The organism is Pseudoalteromonas sp. 0303 (assembly GCF_013349995.1).
Lineage (GTDB): Bacteria > Pseudomonadota > Gammaproteobacteria > Enterobacterales > Alteromonadaceae > Pseudoalteromonas.
The window spans coordinates 55196-78239 of the sequence record NZ_JABVXF010000011.1; the positions used below are offsets into that span (position 1 = coordinate 55196).

Genomic DNA, 23044 nt, shown 5'->3' on the forward strand with positions numbered 1-23044 from the left:
AGCTAACTGACCATCTGGTGTTACAATCTGACCTTTGCTATTGAGTGATAATGGCTGACCGTTTTGATCTGTTAATAGCTCGCCGTCTTCATCGTACAAGCGACCATCAGCACCACGTTTGACCTTTTTGCCGTTGTAATAAACTTGATTACCGTTTTCATCACGCAGCTCATTATTTTTATCCACGGTAAAACCTGAGTTGCCGGTTATAGGTGTTAGTTTACGTTCTTCAACTTGAAAATCTGAAAGCGTAATAGCGCGACCGCTTGGTGTGACAATCTCTCCTTTGTCATTTAACCTCAATGTTTGACCATCTTCGTCGGTGATTAACACACCTTCTGCATCGTATAAACGGCCATCATCACCAACAAACACTTTTTTACCTTTGTAGTAAACATGGTTGCCATTCTTATCCAAAAGACCACCATCTAGTGCACGGTATAAGCCTTTATTTTCACCTGCAGCCTTTAACTGAACATCTTTAGTTACAAACCCTTTTGCCGATGCTAATCGACCATCAGGTGTCACAATCTGACCTTTGCTATTGAGTGATAAAGGCTGACCATTTTGGTCTGTTATTAGTTCGCCATCTTCATCGTACAAACGACCATCAGTGCCACGAACAACCTTCTTGCCGTTGTAATAAACGTGCTTGCCGTTTTCATCTAACAGTTCATTGTTTCGCCCTATTTTTAATCCGCTATTCTTCACCGGAGAAAATGTGGCCGCGTCTATGGCAAACTCGTCTAATGACGCTAACTGACCATCTGAAGTAACAATCTGACCTTTGCTATTGAGTGATAATGGCTGACCGTTTTTACCCTTTAACAGCGTCCCAGTTTCATCATACAAACGGCCATCAGCACCCCGAACAACCTTTTTGCCATTAAAGTAAACTTGGTTACCATGCTTATCTAGTAGCTCGTTTTTCTTGCCTAATTTAAAGCCTTCATTTGCGTTAATCGCTTTAAAAGGGCTTGGCTTTTTTGCAAACCCTTTAATAGATGCTAACTGACCATCTGGTGTTACAATCTGACCTTTGCTATTGAGTGATAATGGCTGACCGTTTTGATCTGTTAATAGCTCGCCGTCTTCATCGTACAAGCGACCATCAGCGCCACGTTTGACCTTTTTACCGTTGTAATAAACTTGATTACCGTTTTCATCACGAAGCTCATTGTTCTTATCAAGAATGAAGCCGTTATTTTTAGTGAGTGGTATTAATGCTGTTTCATCAACGGTAAAACCTTCAATAGAAGCTAATTGGCCATTAGAGGAAATTATTTGACCTTTCTCATCAAGCGATAAAGGACGCCCCTTACTATCTGTGATCAAATCGCCATCTTCATCGTACAAACGACCATCAGCACCACGGATAACTTTTTTTCCATTGAAGTAGACTTGGTTACCATTTTTATCGAGTAACTGATTTTCTTTGCCAACTTTAAACCCACGATTAGCAACGATAGGTTCTAGCTTACTCAGCACCCCTTCGACAATATTTCCATCCTCATCGACCACCAAACCATCATCTAGCAACGTCATTGATTGACCTGATGGCGATAATAGTAAATTCCCTTTCCCATCATATAAGCGCCCATCTTTACCTTGGTAGACTTTACGACCGTTATAATAAATTTGTTCGTCTAGTGCGCTTAATACAGGTTTAAACCCATCTGAGCCTACAATTAGCTCACCTTCTGACGTTATGATCACCCCATCGGAAGTCGTTAAGATGCCTGATTCTGATATTGTTTGGCCGTTTTCATAGATGATTTGACCAAGTTCATTCAGGTAAACTTCTAGACCAAGAAGATCCCTAATCACCACCTCTTGACTTGTCTTTAAGCCATATGCATCGAGTGAGTCTATTCGTTTGAATCGTCGTATATCTTGAAACACATCGGCACCATTGAATTGCAGTGATTGACCATCCTCTGTAGCTAAGTACCGATCTGCTGTATGCCATATGACTGATTCAGCTAATTGCAACAATTTGCCTTGGCGAGATATACGATGACCAAAACGATCAAATGCAATTTTTTGGCTATCTTTTAATGTACCAGTCAAAAATACTGGCTGATCTGCTGCAAAGCGGCCTGAGTTATTTATTGAGACTTGAGAACCGGAAGAGTTTACTACTGGGCCAATTTCAGAGTTAAGGACGTTATTTACACCTACTTTTACATTGTAATTTTGATAGGTGATCTCTTGTCCATACGAGTCCACCAGCATATTTTGACTATTTACATATAGGTCACTGTCTGAAAATCGCTTTATATCGTTTAACTCATCTGTCAACATACTGTCGTTATCGATAAGTATGCCGCCGTGAGATATTAGAACGCCTATTCGAGAAAACTTTTCTCCCGCACGGCCAGTTAACTTTCCATCATTTTGCTGGAATGCAGAGCGTTCTTCCCATTTTATGTTCTTCCCGTAGTAGTCATGCAGGCGGTTTTCCATATCCTTGAATACAGTACTTGAACCATTAAACACTGGCTTGGCATCAATCGTAGCAAGCTGCCTGTCTGTTGTAATATAGATATCGGTATCATGCACTTGAGACATGCCACCAGGGCGATGAGCTTTGTAACCATTACCAAGTAAAATAACGCCTTCATGCGATAACATACGTCCCATTAACCGGATAATAGCGGTTACATCATTATAAAACTTACCATCTTTAGATAAGTGAATTGATTGGCCGTCAGAGGTTTCAATTGGCATTCCTGATTGCGAGTGCAATACCACACCGGTGTCACTTGTTCTTATCTCTTCTCCATCCCATAGATATGGCTTACCGGTCTGGTCGATAATTGTGCCATCTGTTTGCACATACACATCAGATTGGCCCAATCGAAGCCCATCACTTTTGTTAATATTTGTTATACCAAGCTTTCTAAGCTCTTCAATTAAAGCCTCTCGCGCTGTCGCGTCAAACGTACAACCACACCCCTCAATGCTTGCAGCGTTTGTATCTGGCTTATCATGATATAAAACAGGCATTGCAGCGCCTGAGATATTCTTTGATGCTTTTTCGTAATTTTCTTTATTAAGGTCTTGAATACTCTGCTTATATAAATCAGATACTTGCGCATCAACACTACTTGTTTTAGCTTTTCCATCAATACTGTCTAACATGATGGATTTCTTCTTACTTTCAGTATCTTCATCTGAAAAAATGAAGATGAACACAAGCACAAACAAAACCACTGATATACAAGCAACCATTAAAAATGCACGGTTATCAGGTGCTAAAAACTTCATATCAGGGTTATATTTTGGGATCTTACTCGCCACGTTCTTAATAAATGACATCGTTATTCTCCACTCACATTTATCTGATATTCAATTCCATTGTCATCACTCATAACTAGAACAGGCCATGCATCAACTTCATAGGTGGAGTAACCATTTGGACCTGGATAAACTGAGTTAGCTGCAGGGTTTATTGGGTATAACTTTGTTTTTAAATAGAGCTGATTATCCGCACCTTTCCATACAACGACTTGCGGATTTGAAGATTCCATTTTAATAAAATCATCTGGTGCAACACCAAACATCAACTCCTTCATCACCTTGTCGTTGCGGATTTCTGTGGTTCTTGTGACTCTTGGTAATACTCGGCCATTTGGCCCTACTTCAGTGATTTGCAAGATTGGCTGTGGATGATATTTTTCTTTCGTATTTTCAACACGAATAGTGAGTGAAAGTGCTTTGTCTTTTAAAAGCAACGTTATGTTGGATGAACCTACACGTTCAAGAGCCGTCAAACGAAAGATATTCTTATATGTGTGGGCTTCGATAGCTTCAGTGGTAAATAGTAAATTATTACCACTACTAGCAACGACAATGGGCCATGGCTCACCTGTTTGATCAATGACATTAACAAGTGTTTCATGACCTGGCGTAGTGTAAATCACTGGCGCTTTTGCACTTGGGTCTGTAGAGACAGTTACAACACCCTTAATCATGGTTGCTTTAGAGTTGTTGTAAATTGCGTCTCGCTCTCTTTTCTTGAGCTCAATCGCCTTTTTAATAACACTGGCATCTAAACCCATTCGCTTTAAAAGTAAGGAGTCTCTGGCGATTTTGGTCAGTTGCTCATCGGTTAATCTGTCAACTTCTGAGCGGCCATCTAAACTGCGTTGCAAGTCTGGATGAACAAACACTTCTTCTTGTGCAAATGAATTAAGGGAAACTAATAAAAGAAAAATCGCACGCTTCATTATTGCTTCTCCCCGATAAGAATTCGCTGTATTTTAAGGCCATCAAGATTATCTTCTGTTCTAACAACAAGAACTCGGACATTTAATCTGTTCGGCTTAAACGTTTTATTTCCTCCGCCGATAAATAAGTCGATATCAAACGCCAACTCATAAAAATATCTGCCATTACCATTGCCAGCACTCAAAAATTTAGGGGCTTGTCTTATTTCAATCCACATCACTAAGTTGTCATTGGTGATTTTTTCTATCCAACCTTTATCAACCAATTCCTTTTGATACGCATTAAATCCTTCAACGGTGAATTTCGTCGACATTGCCAAGAAATGGTCTTGATAATCGGTAAATGAAATATGCATAGCTTCTTCAACAGTCTTAGTTGTAAACCGGATAACGCGGCCTTGCGAATAGGGTTGGTCTATTGGTTCAATTTGAACAACACGCCCTTGATCATCCATTGCATAGCTAAGTGCTGTTGGTGGTCGATTTGTGACTACTGCAAACGAAATAACAACAATGACTAAAGCAATAATGAGCGCTAATAAAATAGAAGAAACAAAAATACCGAAGCGCTTAAGGTGTATATTTTCCTCAACAATTACATCTGATGAATGCGGGCATCCTTCAGTGTATATCCGCTTATAATTGGGTTTTAATTTCTCCATATTAGAATGGCTCCAATGAGTAGATTTGCAGGCCGCGCTTACTTCTCCCACGGTCTACTTCAATAAGGTTAAAAAACAAATCTTCACTTTCGAATTGATCATCACCGGAAAGGTTCTCAATGCGGAGCATGATTTTTACTCGAACGTAGAAGTGATTAGCGCCATCCTGATATACCGAGAGGGCATTAATTTCACTTGAAGGGGAAAGTGCAGCAGTTACATTCAAAGACTCAGCTTTAACGCGTGTCAACAAACCACTTGCATTAAGAGTCAGTAGAAAGTCGTTATATGCTTCAGGAGTAAACAAAGGCTCAAGGGCCGTTAAATCTTTGTAGTATGTAGAAAAGAAAAAAGTCCGAATTTGTATAGCAGCATCAACCGCAAACCCATAAGCATTTTCATTTGTTACAGCAGGGTTAATTGACGGAACAACAACACTAGTTTCACCATCGGTGGCATAAAACCCAATATCGCCAATGTTGGGTTTTACAATCTCATTAACGGTCAGAATAACACAGCAAATTAGAGCAACTACACTAGGCACAATAACGCTGAACAATAAGAATATACGTTTCTTTGTTTGCAAAGAGTCATTGTAGATTTCGCTAATATCCTCTTTTGTAAAAACGTAAATTTCTTTTTCTATCCAACGCTTATCCATGCTCGCCCTTATTTTTTATCAGAACGGTTTACGATAGTGATAGCCATGCTTTTGAGTGCTATTACTAACGAATCAGCAATCACGACCATATGCATTGGATGTAAACTGTGAATAGAGTCATCATGAATAAATTCAAAAGGTATTCCTTTGTTTTTATTGGACAAATCAAATGACACCTTAGAGTTAAATGGAAAAATATCTTTGCATTCTTTAACCAGCTCTTTATGTGCTGTTTCAATTGAATTAGATTCAAAGTCCACATTCTCAAATGAAGCGCTGTTAATTGCGTCAATTATCGAGCTCAGCATTTGTACTTTTTCCATATCCTCAAGCGATATGAAATTTTCAGGGTACATAACATTTGTCACCAGTTTTTCATTATCAATAGAGTATGAAATCACCAGCTCGATTAATTCTTTTTTCTTAGTAAGGTCCATTTTTGCCTCATAGTTTTTGGTTTGATGCAATTAAACGTTCCGGCCATTTTGAAATCAAAGAAAAAGTGAATATTTCCAAAAATAGTTAATGAAATTCCATTGCCATCCGGTGAACAATAAAAAAGAACTAAAAACGAGTGAAACGTTAATGCTGACACTGGATGAAATGATGAAATTAAAAAATAATCGACTTACTGCTTTAGCATCATGCGCAGCGGTTGTGTTTTCTGCTGCTGTTATTTATGGACTTGTGAAGGATGATTTAAATAACCCTGTTGAGCTTAGCTTTAATAAAGGGGAGTTAGCATATCAGCATAACGACATCGCTAAAGCGTCCATGGCTGCTCAAGCAATGCTTTTAAATACATTTAAAACAGTACCAAAGTTTATAAGTGTTGATACTGGCCCTTCTCAAACATGGGTATTTCATGTGCAAATCGACGGCAAGGATAGGACATTTTTCTTACTACCTGATGGGCAAAACCTGATTGAGGGAAATCTCTTAACAAGCTCTAAGAATATACCGCCCCCAGAGATTCACCCTCAACATCAAGGCACTGCTACAGCATTGGATAGTCGTGAGCTAAAAAATGAATTTTTAGCGAAAGTCGGTAAATCAGTGGATAAATCTGAAAATGATGTCACGAACGAACCCGTTAAGCAGCCTAAAAATACTGAACAACAATTGCCTTTTAAATTGCCAGAACGCAATACTATTTTAACGAGCAAAGACAAAGCATTGTTTTTTGATAGAACTGAAGAGCTTGAATTTATAGAGGTCGGAAATAACGATGCACCAATGGTTTATGTATATTTCGATTTTAATTGCCCTGGCTGTCAAATTGCGAAAAAAGCGCTTAATGAGTTCACTGAAAGCAACCAATTGCGAGTTCGATATATCCCTGTCGGTGTTATCCAGCAAGAGTCAGCAATCAAAGCTGCATATTCAATAATCCCTAAATCAAATAACGACCGAACAATATTGCTTGATTATTTTTCACAAAATAAAAGTGCTGATGAGTTGATCCAAAAAAAGGCCCCAAAAGATAGAGTCTTAAAGGCCCTTGCTTCTATCAGTGAGTCAAACAAAACATTCATGTTTACACCCAAAAAACTCACTCCCGTATTCACATTTAAACTAAATGGCGAAGTTGTCATCGCCAACTTAACAAGCAAAAACAGTATTAAAGATATGGTTGAGAGATTAAATAAACAGGAAATGTCCCTTTAAATTCCCATTTCTGCAGGTTTTTTCGATAGAAGATGACGTTATGTGAATAATCGTTAAATAGGGTAAATGGTAGCCTTGGAATAAATGAATGAAATATGTAAAAGCTGAGCCAAGCAATATATCAATTAAGCAAAGTGATTGGCAGCATACGTTTGAAAAGTACGCCCCTTTATTGAATGAGATTCCAGCGGTTAAGCATGGGGTAACATCGATGGAAAGTGCGCAGAAGTGGTTAGAATGTGTAACTAAAACCCATTCAGACTCTTTAGTTGCGACTTGTATTAAGCAAGCAAGTGGCATCGGTGCGCGAGATGTAAGGGCATTAATAGCGTATGAGCAAGGTGAATACTACCCTGCTCTATCTGCCAATGAAATTTACCAATCAAAACAGCTTAAGGCATTTCCTGCTAGCTTGACCCTAGCACGCAACGAAGAACCATTTATCATTAGTGCCGTAAGACAAGTTATGCAAGAAAGGCACAGCATTCAGCGGTCACAAGCAAATGAAGAACGCATGTTTGCCGGTAAAGAGCAACTGTGGTTGAAATCGCGTCCGTCAATGTATGGCGTTGTAAATGATCAAGATGTGATTGTCGATATTCACATTAACCGAGGCAAAGACGTTACTCATTCAGATGAACTTAGGCTTCACTATCACACCTTAGTCGCTTGCTCAGTAGGGCTAGAGCCTAAATCACTGTTCCAAGTAAACATACAATTAGAGCCTGAGTTCAAAAAACAATTAGTGGGTATGGCTTCCATATCTCCTGTAGCTGAACAGGCAGCGATAAACATACTTAAAGAAGCCATCATAAATAACGCTGATACAGTAGAGCTATCTACGCGAGTTATCCAGCAAAACCAAGAAACATTCGATCAGCTCGCTCGAACAGGTCAAAGTCATTGGTCAAATATGATGTCAGGCCACATGATTGAGCAAACTGAAAGCCTAACTGAACTCCCCGTCGATTTAGCTAACGAATATACCCAGATTAGTAAACAAATTGTTGTTGCAAAAAACCTTAAAGACAAAGCAGGTGAACTTGAAAGTGCAGCAAGAGAACAGATGCAAAACTTTGCTGCGGCAAATCAAATCAATGGCAACTTCAAGTTGCCTTATGACGCAACGACATTAAGAACAAGCACTAAATTCGACCTGCAAGGGTTGCATGACGTACTGACTACACAATTCAACGTCGATAGCACATCTCTAAAAAAAGCGGCTATTGACGTAGATACATACATGCACCTTTTAGACAAGTCAGCAAAGAGCCACCAGCCTATTTCGCATGAACAACTGACAGCCGTCATTAAATACGATGGGTTTAATGAAGCAGGGATTAAAACTGCAGCAGAACAATACGGTATAGATTTAGATGATTACTCAGAACAGCACATGAAGGTGTATATGTCAGGGCAAAGCCGTGGCGATATCTACAATGCTATGCAAGCTATCAAAAATGAAATTGGAATGTTTGCTGAGAACTTAACAGATGAATTAATTGAATCACCAAGCCTTGACGATGAACGTTTGAAGCAAAATCTTGCAAACACCGGTGTTTCTCACAGTATGGATTTTTAAAGGGGTAAAGACACAATGGCTGATAAAAACATAAAAAATCAAGATTATCTTCTTGTTAAGGTTGAGGGGTATAGTGCAAATGGCAAGTACATGTATGCACGCAAGTTTCCGAGTGGAGAAAAAATAAGCATTGCAGGTCACAGCAGCGTAAAAAACGATTTCATAGCGTATTTAGCTAACAGTGAAGACAACCGACATGCACCAAAAGGCTCTGTAATCGCTTTGTTTAACGTTGCGAACCCTAAAGATAACTTTCATGTTTGCCGGTGGGCAAAAGCCGTAAGCAAGAAACCACAATCGGAAGATGTCATTGTTACCCCTGTGACAGTTTCACCTGTGCTTGACTTAGGTAATGGAAAAACCCAAGTACTTGCTCGCGCCCTCGATCCAATTCCTTTCACTGCAAATTCAACGAATGATATACGCTCTGTTGCCAAATCCGTTATTGAGAATAAAGAGATGAGTGCTTTATTAAATGGTAACAGAGGCTTTATGGTACGTGTTTATGCCGATGGAAGAGGTGGAGTCGAGTCAGCTTGCTTTAAAGGCATTTCAAATCTGCCAATAGATGAAATGCTCAATGTTCATCTAGGTGGAAATGGTAAAGAACCATCAAAGCCAATGAAAGCGTTACTCAACGCAATTAACCGAGCAAATCAAATAAGCACTGCGCACATCGAAGTCGTGGGCTTTACTGATGCGCCAGTTTTTAACTTTGGCAATTCTAAGGCCGACGAAACTTTAGCTAACACACCTAACTTTAAAGTTAAAAACAAAAACGTAGTTTCAGCTACCTTTTCCAATGCAGCTATTACCATTGATAAGCAAGGGAATAACAAAATTTTACGCGTTACTGCGCTACCTGACAAAAACATCATAAGTGATATGCATGGGCTCGTTGGTAACCATGATCGTAACGAAGTGAATACAACACCTTACCTTTTACCCAAACAATTGATGAGTTCAGATACGGAGCAATCAAAACAGCGTAAGGGCTATCCTGTCACTATCACTCCTTATATTGATAAATCAAATCAAAAGTATAACTCGGTTTTAGTCACTGTTAATGAAGATGCACCTGATACCGTCCACCAGCGTATATTCAATGCGATAAGTGGCATCACTCCTCGCAAAGGTGCTGGTGGATACTTCTTTGATAAGAAATATAAGAATAAAATTAACTCAGCATTATCTGACCTAGCAGGCACTCCCGCACTGTATACAACGAACGGGAGTATTGGTGAAGAGCGTTATACGTTTATCGCGGGGCGAACAAATGAGCCTGAATTTAAAGCAATTCTTGATGACGCAACCAAGACATCTGATTTAACTGCATTCCCTGGCGGGTTGTATGGTGTACCAGAAAGTAAATCTATACAAAGTATGACTCAATTTTCTGATTTACTGAAAAAAGTAGCATCTTCTGAGCTTGCACAAAGCTATTTAGCCAAAAAGCCGGAGAGCACGCAATCCGCCCCTTCAAAGCCGAGAGCACAACGAAATTCAAAGCCTACTTATACTGAGTGGTTACAAAACACATATAGTGAAAACCCGACTAAAATTGCGAGTGATTTTGACTCAGAAATCAGATCTCTTGCAGAGCAAGCTGGTATTGATTGGGATGCGACTAAAGATAACCTAATTTGGCCTTCAATGAACGGTAAGCCTGAATCAATAAAAGGCAAAGCGAATGTAGTGCCAAAAAATCCAGCTGACAATGGTAGTTGTTATGTGTCGACGATATTCAATTCATGGTTATCAAAGAAGGGAGAAACGCAGTACGGGATTGCGATTACTTTTACCAACCTAAATAAAAGTCGTGATGAACGATGGACATACCTGTCGCATGAAGACACTTACAACCAATACAGCGATGAAGTGTGGGGTAATAAGACAGTAGCTGAAAAACCACGCCTTACTCCAGAGCAATTAAAAGCTGAACAAGAGGCCATTGAAGCAGAAAGGCAGCGTAAACTTGCTACACGAATTGCAAAAGCTGACGCAAGTAAACATGCAGCGTTCAATGAATTTAGCGCCCTCCCTTCATACGGCAATGCACCGCATAGAGAGCTTGAGCGAAAACAACTGCCTGATTTTACCAAATGGACGAATGCAAAAGCCTACACATTAAAGTTTGGTGGTGAAAACAATCGAGCATTAGCATTCGCAGCGTATGATATTCATGAACGTTTTGTGGGTTATCAATATGTCACTGAAGAAAAGCTGCTACTTAACAAAGAAAAGCCTGAGAAAAAGAACAGTTGGAGTAATAAACTATTTAATACTGGTTTTCAAAAGGACGATGTAAGAACGGGCCTACCACTTGGTACACACCACACCATAGGAGAAATAAACCCAGACAAACCCCATGCTATTCATTATTTTGAAAGTTACGCCAATGCGGGTTCAGGTTATAGCTTAACAAACCAAGCCAGTGTGATCTGTTTTGATAAAGATAACATGAAAAAAGTCATTGGCTTAATGAGTAAAAAATACCCTAATCATACGCATGTCCATGTTTCTGATAATGACAGATATTCAAGTCAAAAAGGCAATGTCGGTGTTATGGCCGCACTTGAAAACGCCTATAACTTCAATGCTAAAGTTGTTATCCATGATGTTTCAACTATCCCTGGCTTTGATAAAGAAAAACTTTCTGATGCGAGTGATTTATTTGTAAATAAGAAACATCAGCAATTACTTGATGAGATAAATAACCCGCTTGATGTCAGTGATGTCGCCTATAACAACTTACTAAAAATTCAACACTGTGCTGAAAGTCATTTAGATGAATATATCTCGCTTACTGCGACTGCATTAGAAGGGAGTTCATCACAAGCGGATATATTAGATGCAATACACGGCGCTTTGACTTTGCGTAAAATTCAATACAGCATGGTTGAGCCTAACTATGTCTCTAAATACAGTAATGGGATCACTCTTGAGCAATTAAATGCACTGCGAAAACCCAATGAAAAGGCATTTGATAAAGTTGATTATGATCTGGTTCAAAACACGCAGCCTGCATCAAGCACCACACCTGAGATTGAAAACGACACTCAAATTACCAACGATATAACTACTGCAGCCGAAAATACTGAGCGCTCACCGTGGAGTGTGACTGTAGCAGGGGTTCAAAACCCTCACCCTAGACAAGGTGAACCAGCTAAGGTTATTACCGAAATATCAGATAATACAGGTGAGCATAAACAGCTTATTGAAGCAAAGCTTGTTGAGCTAAAAGTACCTTATAAATTTAGCCAACAACAAAATAAGTTTTATGCGCCTTACAAGTTCATAAATCTAATAAATAGTGGTTTATCAGATTTAACTGGGGCTGCAAAGTTTTACGCAGGTCGCTCTAAAAGTGGTAATGAAAATGAAACGGTTATTCGTGGTGATTTCACAAACCCAGATAATCGAGAAGAAGTTGAGTCAATCGTAGGTCAACTTGGTATTCGCTATGACGATGAACAAATGGGTTATGTTATAGAAGATGCGAATACATTTGTATTTGTAAAAGAATCACTTGCCGAAGGCTTTAATAAACAGAACCCAGATGTTATTGCACTACATTCTTTGGAATTTTCTAATGAACAGAAAACACTTTCGAATGTAATTGATAAAACTGCATTTTCATTAGGCCTTGAAAAATCACAACTGGCAAAACAACAGGTAAAGCTTAACCAACACAACCCGATTGTTGCTCAATTAAATAGTCCGTTGATTGCCGGTGTGTATTCATTAGCAGAGCAAAAAGTTCTGAACAGTGAGCTTGCCAAAGACCTTATGCCAAGTAAGCGCGTTTACTTGCAGCAACGTACCCTATTATCAATGCTGAAGGCACTGCACTTAACGCACCCAACGCTGGACCGCACATACCAAGATGATGTAAGTGAGGCTATTGGAATACTTGCCAAGCAGATGCCTGAAAAAAAGCCTCAACCATCGCTTGAGACTGAAACACAATCAGGACCTAACCAAACTGAAACTACAAGCAGTACCTCGCAAAAGCTGGGAAACGGTGAGGGAGAAAGCACAACTGAATTAAGTTCGAAGGAAGATTCAACTAACGACGAACTTAACAACGACAACACTGCGCCTAGCATTACTGAAGAGAACAGTACTGATACCACAGCACAACCTATCAGTCAGCAGGATGAAGAAAATACCGTTCAGCATAAAGATTTATTGAGCGATATAAACAGTGAGGAACTTCAAGATACGGTTACCTTGCAAGAACAGTTATTGCAATTCAGAGAAGTCGTTGAGGCTGCGTTTGATAACTCACCTATCACGCTAAATGTGAGTGATGAATCAAATGACAACTTAATGTCAATTGATGAAGAAACTATAACAGTCAAACCGGTTGAAACGCCTGACAGTCCTCATAAATCAGATGAAGAAATTCGCTTACGTAACTTATTAGAGTTTACGCAGACATATCTTACAAACGGGTATACGCCGGAAGAAACGACAAATGCATTGCGTGAGCCTGGTAGTCCATACTATGACAACGTGCTGGGTTTTCAAGAAAACATACTTAGACAAGATATTCGCAAAGTACACAGCACTACATTAGCGGATGAATACACTTTCCCAAAAAATATCGAGTCACCATTTTTATTCATTGCGACTGTCGAGCAGGAAAATATTGAAAATCGTTTGATCGCATTTGATGCTTTCCTAGATAAAATCGTTGTCGCTAACCCAACAATGGAACCTAAGCGTATATCAAAGTACTTGATTAAAGGTACTTACTCAGGGTCTGAGCCTCATCCTTACTTTGATGTTGAAACAGGATTTAATAAAGACTTATTAAAATCTGATTTAAATACTTTTTCAGACTCTGGTGAAGTGATCACCCCAACTGCTTACTTTAAACAAAAGCAAGATGAATATTTAGGCTCTGTGTCACAAAGTAATACAGTCAGTGATGATGAAGAAGAAACGCAGTTTAAACCACACTTGATTGGCGCTATGCCACCACCCCCATCACTTGTAAAAACAATGCAGAGCACTGAAGCTGTCATTGAGACAAATTCAGATAATAACTCTCAAACCAATATTGAACATGGTCAAGCTGATAATACAAGCTCATTACCTTTGAGCACTGTAGAAACATCTAATATTACTGTGGATGAAACTGAGGCACCAACGCAAGTTTCACCAGATCTTGCCGAGCAAAGTGAATCAACAATTGAAGCTCAGCAACTAAAAGATACTATCGATAATGATAATTCAGACTATGACAAGCTGTATCTACTAGCACTGAAATGCGCTAAAGAGCAAATGAGCTATGAAGAGTTTTACGAGAGCGTCTTTACCGAGGATGGTGTTTACTTTTATGACAACCCATTTGTAGTTGGCGATAAACTGGCGAAAAAGAACGTTGTTAATGCATTAACACCAAATGGTTTTAAGTCACCAAAAAGCTTTTATGAGTCAGCATTTATTGATGCTATCGGTAAATCTCAAAGCGATGTAGAGCTCACCCGCAGCACTGGCCTTTTACCAAGTTTTATTGAGGTTAATGGTGGTATCGGCAAGCAATTTGATGTGGTTAGTACACTTCTTAATGCAAAACCAGTATTAGAACTTGATAAAGCATTGGAGATCACAAAGCAAAGCTTTAAGGATTGGTATAATAATGGCAACAACACGATTGCGGTACCGTTCCACCATATCTTCACTGAGAACTTAAACCTAACATCTGCTAAAGAATTAAGCGAAAGCTACACACTGAATGATATTAAACTCCTCGCTGATGTAATGAGTATTGACGCAAGCAGCGATAACCCTCAAATAATTGCCGAGAATACACTGAAGCAATGGAAAGCAATTCAATCATTAAATAATTTAACCGCTAACGACTTGGCTGAACTACCAACGAGTGAAATCAATGTAATTGCTGATTCATTAGGAGTGCCACAATCTCCATCAAGCACCATTCTTGCTAAAGATATCCTTGCTAAGTGTGAGGAATTAAAACAATTACGCCATTTGAGAATTGCGCAATACGGTTATGTCCTTTCAGCACTTACTATTGAAAAAGAACATGGCCACGTTCCATCATTTGTGTACAGACAGCTTAATAGCTTACTGAGCGAAGAAGCCAGTTATCGCCCTCTAGTTGAAAATAACCTTAAAAAGACTGAACTTGCCAAGCTATCTAATAGTGCTGAGCAAATGAAGCGCTTTATTGAACAATTAAGTGACGGTGAGCGTCGAAATGCGCTGCTCACTCCTGTACCAGAAAAACCGCAAATGATTGGTGTTGAAAATGCAGATATTATCGGTCTTGGTACCTACGTTTACAAAGTAACTGACGGTGATGCTGTTAACATCCCTAAACCACCGCATATGACGGGCTTTGCCGTCTATGGCGATAACCTGATTCTGGCCCCAGCAGCGTTCCCTGAAAATTCGCTTTATAAACACAACTTACAACCGGTAAGTAATAACGCTATTGTTGAGGCCTACACAAGTGCACAAGACCTATTCGAAAAGCAAGGTTATATAGCCTTTAGTACGCAACAAGGAAGCTTTGGGGTAATTCAGCAACAAAACAAACATGTCACTTTGCTTTTGAATGATGAAGGTAAAGAAGAGCCACAAGCATTTAAACACAAAACATTTGAGCAGGCATTAGAGCAAGCGCTTGATTTCTTCCCTCCTTCATCACTTGAATTTACAGATGGTTTTAGCGGCAACGCGAATGATGACAGACTTATAAATATAAACAGCATTAGTGCCGCTTTAATGCCTATCAATTCAGATAAAGAGCTTGATCAGGTAACGCTTGATATCGCGACAAACTTAGTAGAGAAAGCTAAAGAGCTTAATTATAGACCAGAGCAAGAATCAACTGACAACACAATTCAAGCCACTATCATTTTAGATGAGTTAGCTGAGTCAATTCAGCGTGATAATTTTAACAAAATGATTACCGGCAACGCGAGTACTAACACTAACGCAGAGCTAATCCAGCACACGGCATCTTTAGTATCAATGATTGCTTTAGATGAAGTAGATCAAACAGAAGAAGAGCTTACTTTAAACAACCTGCTAAATGAACTTTCGACCAGTGCGTTAAGAGATTTAAACACGACTCTGACACTTGAACCTGGTATATCAACTGCAGATGACTACATCGCACCAACCACTAATGATGACTATCTAGAGGTTAGCGAAGAAGAAAATGAGTTCTTGATGAAGGAACTTGAAGGTGAGGAAATACCACATTTTGAGATCGAAGATGAAGATGCTCTTCTAGAAAATATTGGGTCCTCATTAGATTTAACGGATGATGAACGAGCGTTCTTAGAAGCACATACAAGTGAGGACGATAATTATAGCGATGAAGAAACTCGTATTGACGATGAGCCTTTAGCGCAAAATATAGAAATACCTGTAGATGAAAACGCAGTAGAACATGGTACCGAAGAGCCTACTGAAGCCGATATTACGATTAATACTCCAGTTTCATATACACAAAATGGAAGTGTGAAATTTGGGTATATTGTTGATGTAGATAATCGACCTGAGATAATTCAATACACGTATCAAGATATGCTACCTAGCATCGATGGCTCTGCTGGCCACCTTCTAGTTACACAGGACTCTATTAAAAAACCGGTTTTTGCAATGGATGAGAAAGAGTACGCAAATACCATTAAAAATACATCCAGTACCGGATATGAGCCAATTGATCACATTCTAAATAATCTCGATAGAATCAATTCGCTTTCAGTAAAAGAATTAAAGGTGCTGGGGCAGTTAACGGGCGTTATTGAGCCTAATGCAGGGTTTGTACTTGGTAACCACATAACGCCTTTAATCGAAAATTACTTCAAAGTTAACCGAATTGCAGTTACTCCTAAAGATTTAGTTACGAACGAGCAAAAACGCTTTGTAGCTGATTATTTTGGAAGTGATACTGCATTTGACAATATTGACGAATTAACTAAAGAGCTGGTGGAAGCAACGAGAGAGCGTGTTGCACACTCAGCTTATAAAGGGTTAATCGAACAAGCAGAAGATCAAGGTTTTTCGCAGCGTATTATTAATCACGAAAGAAACACCACATCTACTACACCAGTTGACCAAGTGGAAAACGTAAAGCCTGCTAGCCAAAAACAGATTACCGATATAGCGACATTACCAACAGAAGTACTCAATGCTAAATTCGCTATTAATCATCAAGTTGCTATCAATCCAGAGATTGCGCAAAGTCACGATAACGTTGTGCCTTTTAGAGACGTTATCGAAACAACAGGTACCGAAGTATATACTATGTATTACGGCAATCTTGTACTGGCAAATCTTAATCGCGATCTACTAGCAAGCAATAAACGAGCAGAGCTTACCTTCACTGACACTGAGAATGAAACTCATGTGTTTAGTGAAGATGTGCATGCTATTTCGTTTGAAGTAGAGACGATAAAACAAGAAGCGAACTCGCTTCAAGATGAATACTTTGCTTCATTAGAGAACAAACCGGTAAATGAGATTATAACCCCTTACATGGAGCAAGATATCGACACTGACAGTGCTGAGTATGTGTTCTCTCATGAACTAGCAAACATATTGATAGAAGCAACTAAATCATCATCAATCTTGGAGGCAAAAACACCTAAAGGTTACGATTTATGTATTACTAACAAGCAATACCACATAGCAAATTCAGTGTCAGACTTAGCAAAAGAGAGCTACGATAATATAAATCAGTTTGATGATATTAAATCACTTAATACTGCTATTTTGATTGCGAAAAGAGAAATTAATAGCGAGGTTTCTAATGACAAAACTAACACCTTACGGAGTAATAGTTCAGAGCCACTTGAAAATGAACTGCCCAACACTCTTGAAAAGTCTGGTCCAGAACCAGAAGCTGGAGAAATACACGATAGAGAAACAAATGGAGTTGAGTCAAGTCGTGGACAGGATCAGCAAGAAGCTAATGAAAGGCCATACATCGAGCAAGACGTACATAGAGAACACGACAGCGCTAGAAGCATTCCATCAAGAAGCGCTATCTCAAGCGAAGACATTAGTGCTACCGGCTATGGAATCCGAATAGAGCCGAATCTTAACTTTAGATTCAGCGAGCAATTAATCAGTGATATATCAAGCTATAAAACGGAAAGTGAAGCATACGATATAAACTTGGCTGCCATTAAACTAGCTAAGGAATTAACTACTGCCAATCGCATAGCAACACAAGAAGAAAGAGATACCTTGGCAAGTTACAGGGGCTGGGGTGGTTTATCACGCATCTTTGATAATGCTCATTCAAGCCATTCTTCTAAACGTGCTGAATTAAATACATTGCTGTCTCCTGATGAATACCAATCGCTGAAACGCTCAACTCTAAGCGCGTTTTACACTTCACCGGTTATCGTCACAAGTGTATGGGAAGCAATGGAAAAAATGGGGTTAAAAGGCGGTTTAGGGCTAGATCCTGCTTTCGGTGTTGGTAACTTTGCTAGTGCGATCCCTGAGTCACTGAGTGAAACAGTCGCATTACAAGCGAAAGAGCTTGATCCATTAACTGCAGAAATTGCTCGCCATATTCATGGCCCTCTTGTACGACAAGAAGGTTATGAAGAAGCGAAAATACCGAAAAACACTTATGACTTTGCGATAGGCAATGTCCCATTTGGTGATTTCAGAGTGCACGATAAAGCACATAGAGACTTTGCAAAACACCAAATTCATGATTACTTTTTCTTAAAATCATTAGATAAAGTAAAGCCAGGTGGATTTGTTTCATTCATCACTTCGAGCGGTACACTCGATAAAGCATCGCCTATAGTCAGAGAAAAAATATCTCAAAGTGCCGATTTAATTGGCGCAATTCGACTACCAAGTAATGCTTTCTCTGATAATGCGAGAACAGATGTAAACTCGGACATTATCTTTCTACAAAAGCGTGAGCCTAACAAAGAGCCTAGCAATACCAATTGGCTTAGCGTAGGTGAAACGAGCATCCCTGTCAGTGTCCATGGTGGATATGAAGAAAAAATCAGTGTAAATCAATACTTCATTGATAACCCAGATATGGTCCTCGGCAAACAACATATCACTACAGGCCAGTATGGGAGAAAAACATATCGCACAGTGTTAGAAGGTGATTTAAAAGAAGCACTTTCGAACGCTATCAGCAAACTACCTAGTGATATCTATTTTGAGCACAAAGAAAGCCGTGATTTAATCGATGCAACTCCCCCACAACGCGCCCTACTCCTAGAAGAAAAGCGTTTAGGTTCATATCAATTGGATGCAAATGGGGATGTTGGTATTGTCATTGAAGAGTTTTCTTATAACGAAGAAACTGAACAACTTCAGTCACAGCAATTCTTAGAAACTGTTGCTCTAAAAAAAGCACAAATCCCACGAATGAAAGGGCTCATAGAATTACGTGACTTCACGCGAGATCACATTAATTTAATGCTCACCAATAGTAGTGATGATGCATTTAGAGAGTCAATGCAGAAGCTTAATGAAACATATGATGCATTCACTAAGAAATTTGGTGCGTTAAATAAACGCGGCAATAAACTCGCGTTTAAAGAAGATCCTGATTCATACCTCATCCTTGGTTTAGAACACTGGGATGGTAAAAACGCTGAAAAAGCGGATATTTTTACTGAAAGAACAATTTATCCTCGCACAGAAATTACACATACTGACAGCGTTGAAGATGCTGTAATAATCTCACTTTCAGAAAAAGGGGCTGTGGTACCTGAATACATTGAAAGCATCACTGATAAAAAATGGCCTAACATTGTCTCTGAGCTAGGTGATTCTATCTTCCTCAACCCGACCTCAATGGAGTGGGAACATAGCAGCACATATTTATCTGGCCATGTAGTTAATAAACTCAAAGAGGCACAAGTTGCTGCTGACACAAATGATTTGTTTAAACACAACGTTGAGAGCTTAAAGGAAGTACTACCAACTCCCATTCCTTACTATGAAATTAGACTTAAACTAGGCTCAAGCTGGATACCTGAGCGCGATATTCAAGATTTCGCTAAGTTCATTGTTACAGGCGAAAATGAAGCCTGCTCAGAAAATGAGGCACAAAAGAAATTTAAGGTCGCTAAAACAAGAGGTAACTGGGATATTAACCTATCTCAATTTGAGGTAGGTGTAAATTCAGGTAGAACAGAGGGTGAGTTTGGTACAAGCCATTGGCCTGCTGACAAACTAATGCTTGCCATCCTAAATAATCGCTCAATTGCCGTTAGAGCAAAAGACAGTGAGGGTAAGTCCTACATTGTTGCTGATGCGACTGCTGAAGCGAATGCCAAAGCTGATTTAATAAAAGACACGTTTAAACAATGGATTTGGGAAGACTCAGACCGAGCAGCGCGTTTGGAAAAACTCTATAACGAGAAAATGAATGGCTATATTGAAACCAAATACGATGGGTCTAAAATCGTCATTGATGGCCTTTCGCCTGTGTTACGAGGTAAAGAGTTTAAACCAAGACAGAATCAGCTCAACGCAATACAACGCTATCTAGTCGATGGCCGAGCCTTGTTCTTACATGATGTAGGTGTTGGTAAAAGCTTCGCGCTACTCGGTTCAATTTTAAAAGGAAAACAGGTTGGTAAACACAATAAAGCGATGTTAACCGTACCAAACCCTGTTTTCGCGCAAATGCAAGACTTAGCACTTAACCACTTCCCTAGCGCGAAGATACTAATGGTAGATGCAAAATCGCTTAATGCTGAAAACCGTAAACGCACCCTGTCTACTATCACGACTAACTCATGGGATGCAGTGATTGTTTCTCATTCAATTTTGCCAAAAATTGACATTCCTGCAGAGTTTAAATTGGATCTCATTGATGAAGAGCTAGCACAAATAGAGCAAGCGATGGACTCATTAGAAGACCAAGGCTATGTAGGTAAATTATCTGTGAAAGCGCATGCTAAAAAATTAGAAAATGCGAAAGCCAAAATCATTGACCGTATTGATTCAGGTGGCAAAGATGATGTCGTTAACATAGCTGAAATGGGTATTGATGCGATTTTTGTAGATGAAGCAGATGAGTTTGTTAATTTACCTAAAATCACTAACATGAACCACGTTGCAGGTGTAAACACTGCAGAGTCTAAAAAAGCATGGAGCATGTATTACTTAACACAATACATGCACCACATAAATGGCAATCAAGGGGTTGTACTTGCGACTGGTACTGATATCCGCAATAACATAGGCGATCAGTTTACCATGCTTCGATTCCTTGCTCCTGACTTGTTAGAAGAGCAAGACATTACGCTATTTGATGACTTCATTGGCACTTTCGGTGAGATTAAAACACAATTTGAAATTGCCCCTGAAGGGTCTGGATTTATTGAGAAAACACGCTTAAATAAATTCTATAACTTACCAGAACTATCGATGCTCTATAGGCAGGTGGCTGATATTGTCAATGCCGAAGATGCAGGTGTACAAAGACCTGTTATTACAGAAAAACATATCGTTGCAGACAGCAGTGAAGAATTGAAGCTGTATATGGCTGTATTGGCCGAGCGTGCTAAAGCGGTAAGAAATGGAGATAACAAAAGCGATAATTTACTTGCTATTGCAAATGCTGGTAGAAAAATTGCCTTAGATGCACGCTTTATCAACCCTGCTTTACCTGACTTTCCAGAGAGTAAAGTTAACCTCTGTGTTGATAATGTACTGAATGAGTATCACACAAACAAGGCATTGAACCCATCTCAAATCATTTTTGCAGAATTTGGTATTCCAAATGATGAAGGTAAATTTGATTTGTACAATGACATTAAATCTAAACTGGTCGCTGGTGGTATACCGGAAGAAAAGATTGTCTTTGCGCGTGACTACGAAACGGATGCACTGAAGCAAAAGCTCCAAGAGCAAATGAATAGTGGTGATATTGCCGTAACGATTGGTACTACGATGAATATGGGTGTCGGTAAAAACGTACAAGAACGACTCGCAGCAATACACGATCTTTCTTTGCCTTGGCGTGTACGTGATATGGAACAGCGTGGCGGGAGAATAGAGCGATTTGGTAACATTTTTGAAAACGCAACACGCTATAAATACTCGACTGAAGATAGCTTTGATTTATTTATGTGGAGCAAATTAAAGCAAAAAGCGTTATTCGCTGCGCAAACAAAACGCACACCGAGAGATGCTGCGCGTGAATTCGATGAAGAATTAGATATGTCCTATTCAGAGATTATGTCAGCGGCCACCGGCAACCCTTTAATTGAAGAGTCTATTACTCTAGAAGCTGAGGTTGATAAGTTGAGCATGCTTCAACGTAGTTATCACCAGGCCAAAGCCACTCGTAATTCAAAAATAGAACGTTCAAGTGAGCATATTGATTTTCTAAAAGCTGATATCCAATCAATCGAGACAAAAAATGTTTTATTTGGTGATCACAAAATAACCTTACTTGGTAAGCCATTAGAAAGCTATGAAGGCAACTTTGAGGGTGCTGCAAAAGTAATCAACAAGGCAATAAACGATGCCAGAAAGAAAAAGACTATGGAACACTCATTCCATGTCGGTGAAGTTAATGGAAATAATATTTATGTTTCTGCAACCTCACTCACTAAAAAACTAGCGCTGACAATTGAGGGACAAGGAAAAGCCGAGGAAGTCGCTACACACCATTTTGCTGCTTCACTGCTACGCTCTTTAGTTAATATAAAGCAAGGGCTTAGCGAAAGTAAGAAATCAGTAAGTAGTGAAATCGACTTTTTTGAAAAGAAAATTGAATCTTTATCTGAAGCGAATAAACAGCCCTTTGAATACGGCGATAAAATCATTGCTGCGAAACAGCGTTTGACAGAGGTTCAAAGGTTAATTGCAGAGCAGGTTGAGAACGAAGCAGAAGAGCAGAGTGACCAAACTCCAACAGAAATGTGGGAGCAGCACTTAAACAAAGTCATTGGCAATCAGTTGTCATCTGATTTAAGCGCTCTTTCAAATAACCGTAATTCCCTCAATGACGATGATAACGCTGATGATCGTCCTGTACTTGTATTAACGTAGTGCAACGCCCTTGCTAGACATTAGTATAGCAAGGGCATCCTGAACCCTTAATGGGTAAAGAAAGTGATTATTTCGCAATTTATTTGTTGTTTTTGCTATTGCCGATTTTGATAATTAAACCATCAATTTTCAGAAAGGTAATAGCGTGATAATCACTCCCTCTTTAAGTTTACTCTACTGCCCTAGTTGC

At 39.4% G+C, this 23044-nt stretch carries 8 protein-coding genes; 3 read left to right on the forward strand and 5 right to left on the reverse strand.

The window, feature by feature from the left end; all coding sequences use genetic code 11:
• The 5 genes from HUS62_RS09515 to HUS62_RS09535 form a co-directional block, all read right to left on the reverse strand.
• Nucleotides 1-3321, reverse strand: a 3321-nt coding sequence (locus HUS62_RS09515; RefSeq protein ID WP_175079321.1) for a DUF3659 domain-containing protein, incomplete at its 3' end; no start/stop codon positions are given.
• 2 nt (nt 3322-3323) lie between these two features.
• Nucleotides 3324-4232, reverse strand: coding sequence for a DotH/IcmK family type IV secretion protein (locus HUS62_RS09520; protein ID WP_175079322.1), 909 nt, complete (start codon nt 4230-4232; stop codon nt 3324-3326).
• Nucleotides 4232-4894 (reverse strand): DotI/IcmL family type IV secretion protein, encoded by a 663-nt coding sequence (locus HUS62_RS09525; protein ID WP_175079323.1) that lies wholly within the window; start codon nt 4892-4894, stop codon nt 4232-4234. Before HUS62_RS09525 ends, HUS62_RS09520 begins: the two co-directional genes overlap by 1 nt.
• Nucleotide 4895: 1 nt before the next feature.
• Nucleotides 4896-5555, reverse strand: a complete 660-nt coding sequence (locus HUS62_RS09530; protein WP_175079324.1) for a DotI/IcmL/TraM family protein — start codon at nt 5553-5555, stop codon at nt 4896-4898.
• Between the two features lie 8 nt (nt 5556-5563).
• A complete protein-coding gene (locus HUS62_RS09535) occupies nt 5564-6022 on the reverse strand; it encodes a hypothetical protein (RefSeq protein WP_175079325.1) in 459 nt (152 codons plus the stop codon).
• A 79-nt stretch (nt 6023-6101) separates the two neighbouring features.
• On the opposite strand from HUS62_RS09535, the gene HUS62_RS09540 reads away from it, so the two are divergent.
• The 3 genes from HUS62_RS09540 to HUS62_RS09550 all read left to right on the forward strand — a co-directional run bounded on the left by HUS62_RS09540 (nt 6102) and on the right by HUS62_RS09550 (nt 22854).
• Nucleotides 6102-7223: a hypothetical protein gene (locus HUS62_RS09540; protein ID WP_220095007.1), complete on the forward strand. Its 1122-nt coding sequence runs from the start codon at nt 6102-6104 to the stop codon at nt 7221-7223.
• Nucleotides 7224-7311: 88 nt separating this feature from the next.
• Nucleotides 7312-8805 carry a hypothetical protein gene (locus tag HUS62_RS09545; protein ID WP_175079327.1) on the forward strand — a complete coding sequence of 498 codons (1494 nt, stop codon included), beginning with the start codon at nt 7312-7314 and terminating at the stop codon, nt 8803-8805.
• A gap of 15 nt (nt 8806-8820) precedes the next feature.
• Nucleotides 8821-22854, forward strand: coding sequence for a hypothetical protein (locus HUS62_RS09550; protein WP_175079328.1), 14034 nt, complete (start codon nt 8821-8823; stop codon nt 22852-22854).
• Nucleotides 22855-23044: the final 190 nt, after the last annotated feature.

What these genes read in the sequence shown, in the direction of transcription:
- HUS62_RS09520 (WP_175079322.1), bottom strand. Translation starts at nt 4,232, where the DNA reads ATGAAGCGTGCGATTTTTCTTTTATTAGTTTCCCTTAATTCATTTGCA.
- HUS62_RS09525 (WP_175079323.1), bottom strand. Translation starts at nt 4,894, where the DNA reads ATGGAGAAATTAAAACCCAATTATAAGCGGATATACACTGAAGGATGC.
- HUS62_RS09530 (WP_175079324.1), bottom strand. Translation starts at nt 5,555, where the DNA reads ATGGATAAGCGTTGGATAGAAAAAGAAATTTACGTTTTTACAAAAGAG.
- HUS62_RS09545 (WP_175079327.1), top strand. Translation starts at nt 7,312, where the DNA reads ATGAAATATGTAAAAGCTGAGCCAAGCAATATATCAATTAAGCAAAGT.
- HUS62_RS09550 (WP_175079328.1), top strand. Translation starts at nt 8,821, where the DNA reads ATGGCTGATAAAAACATAAAAAATCAAGATTATCTTCTTGTTAAGGTT.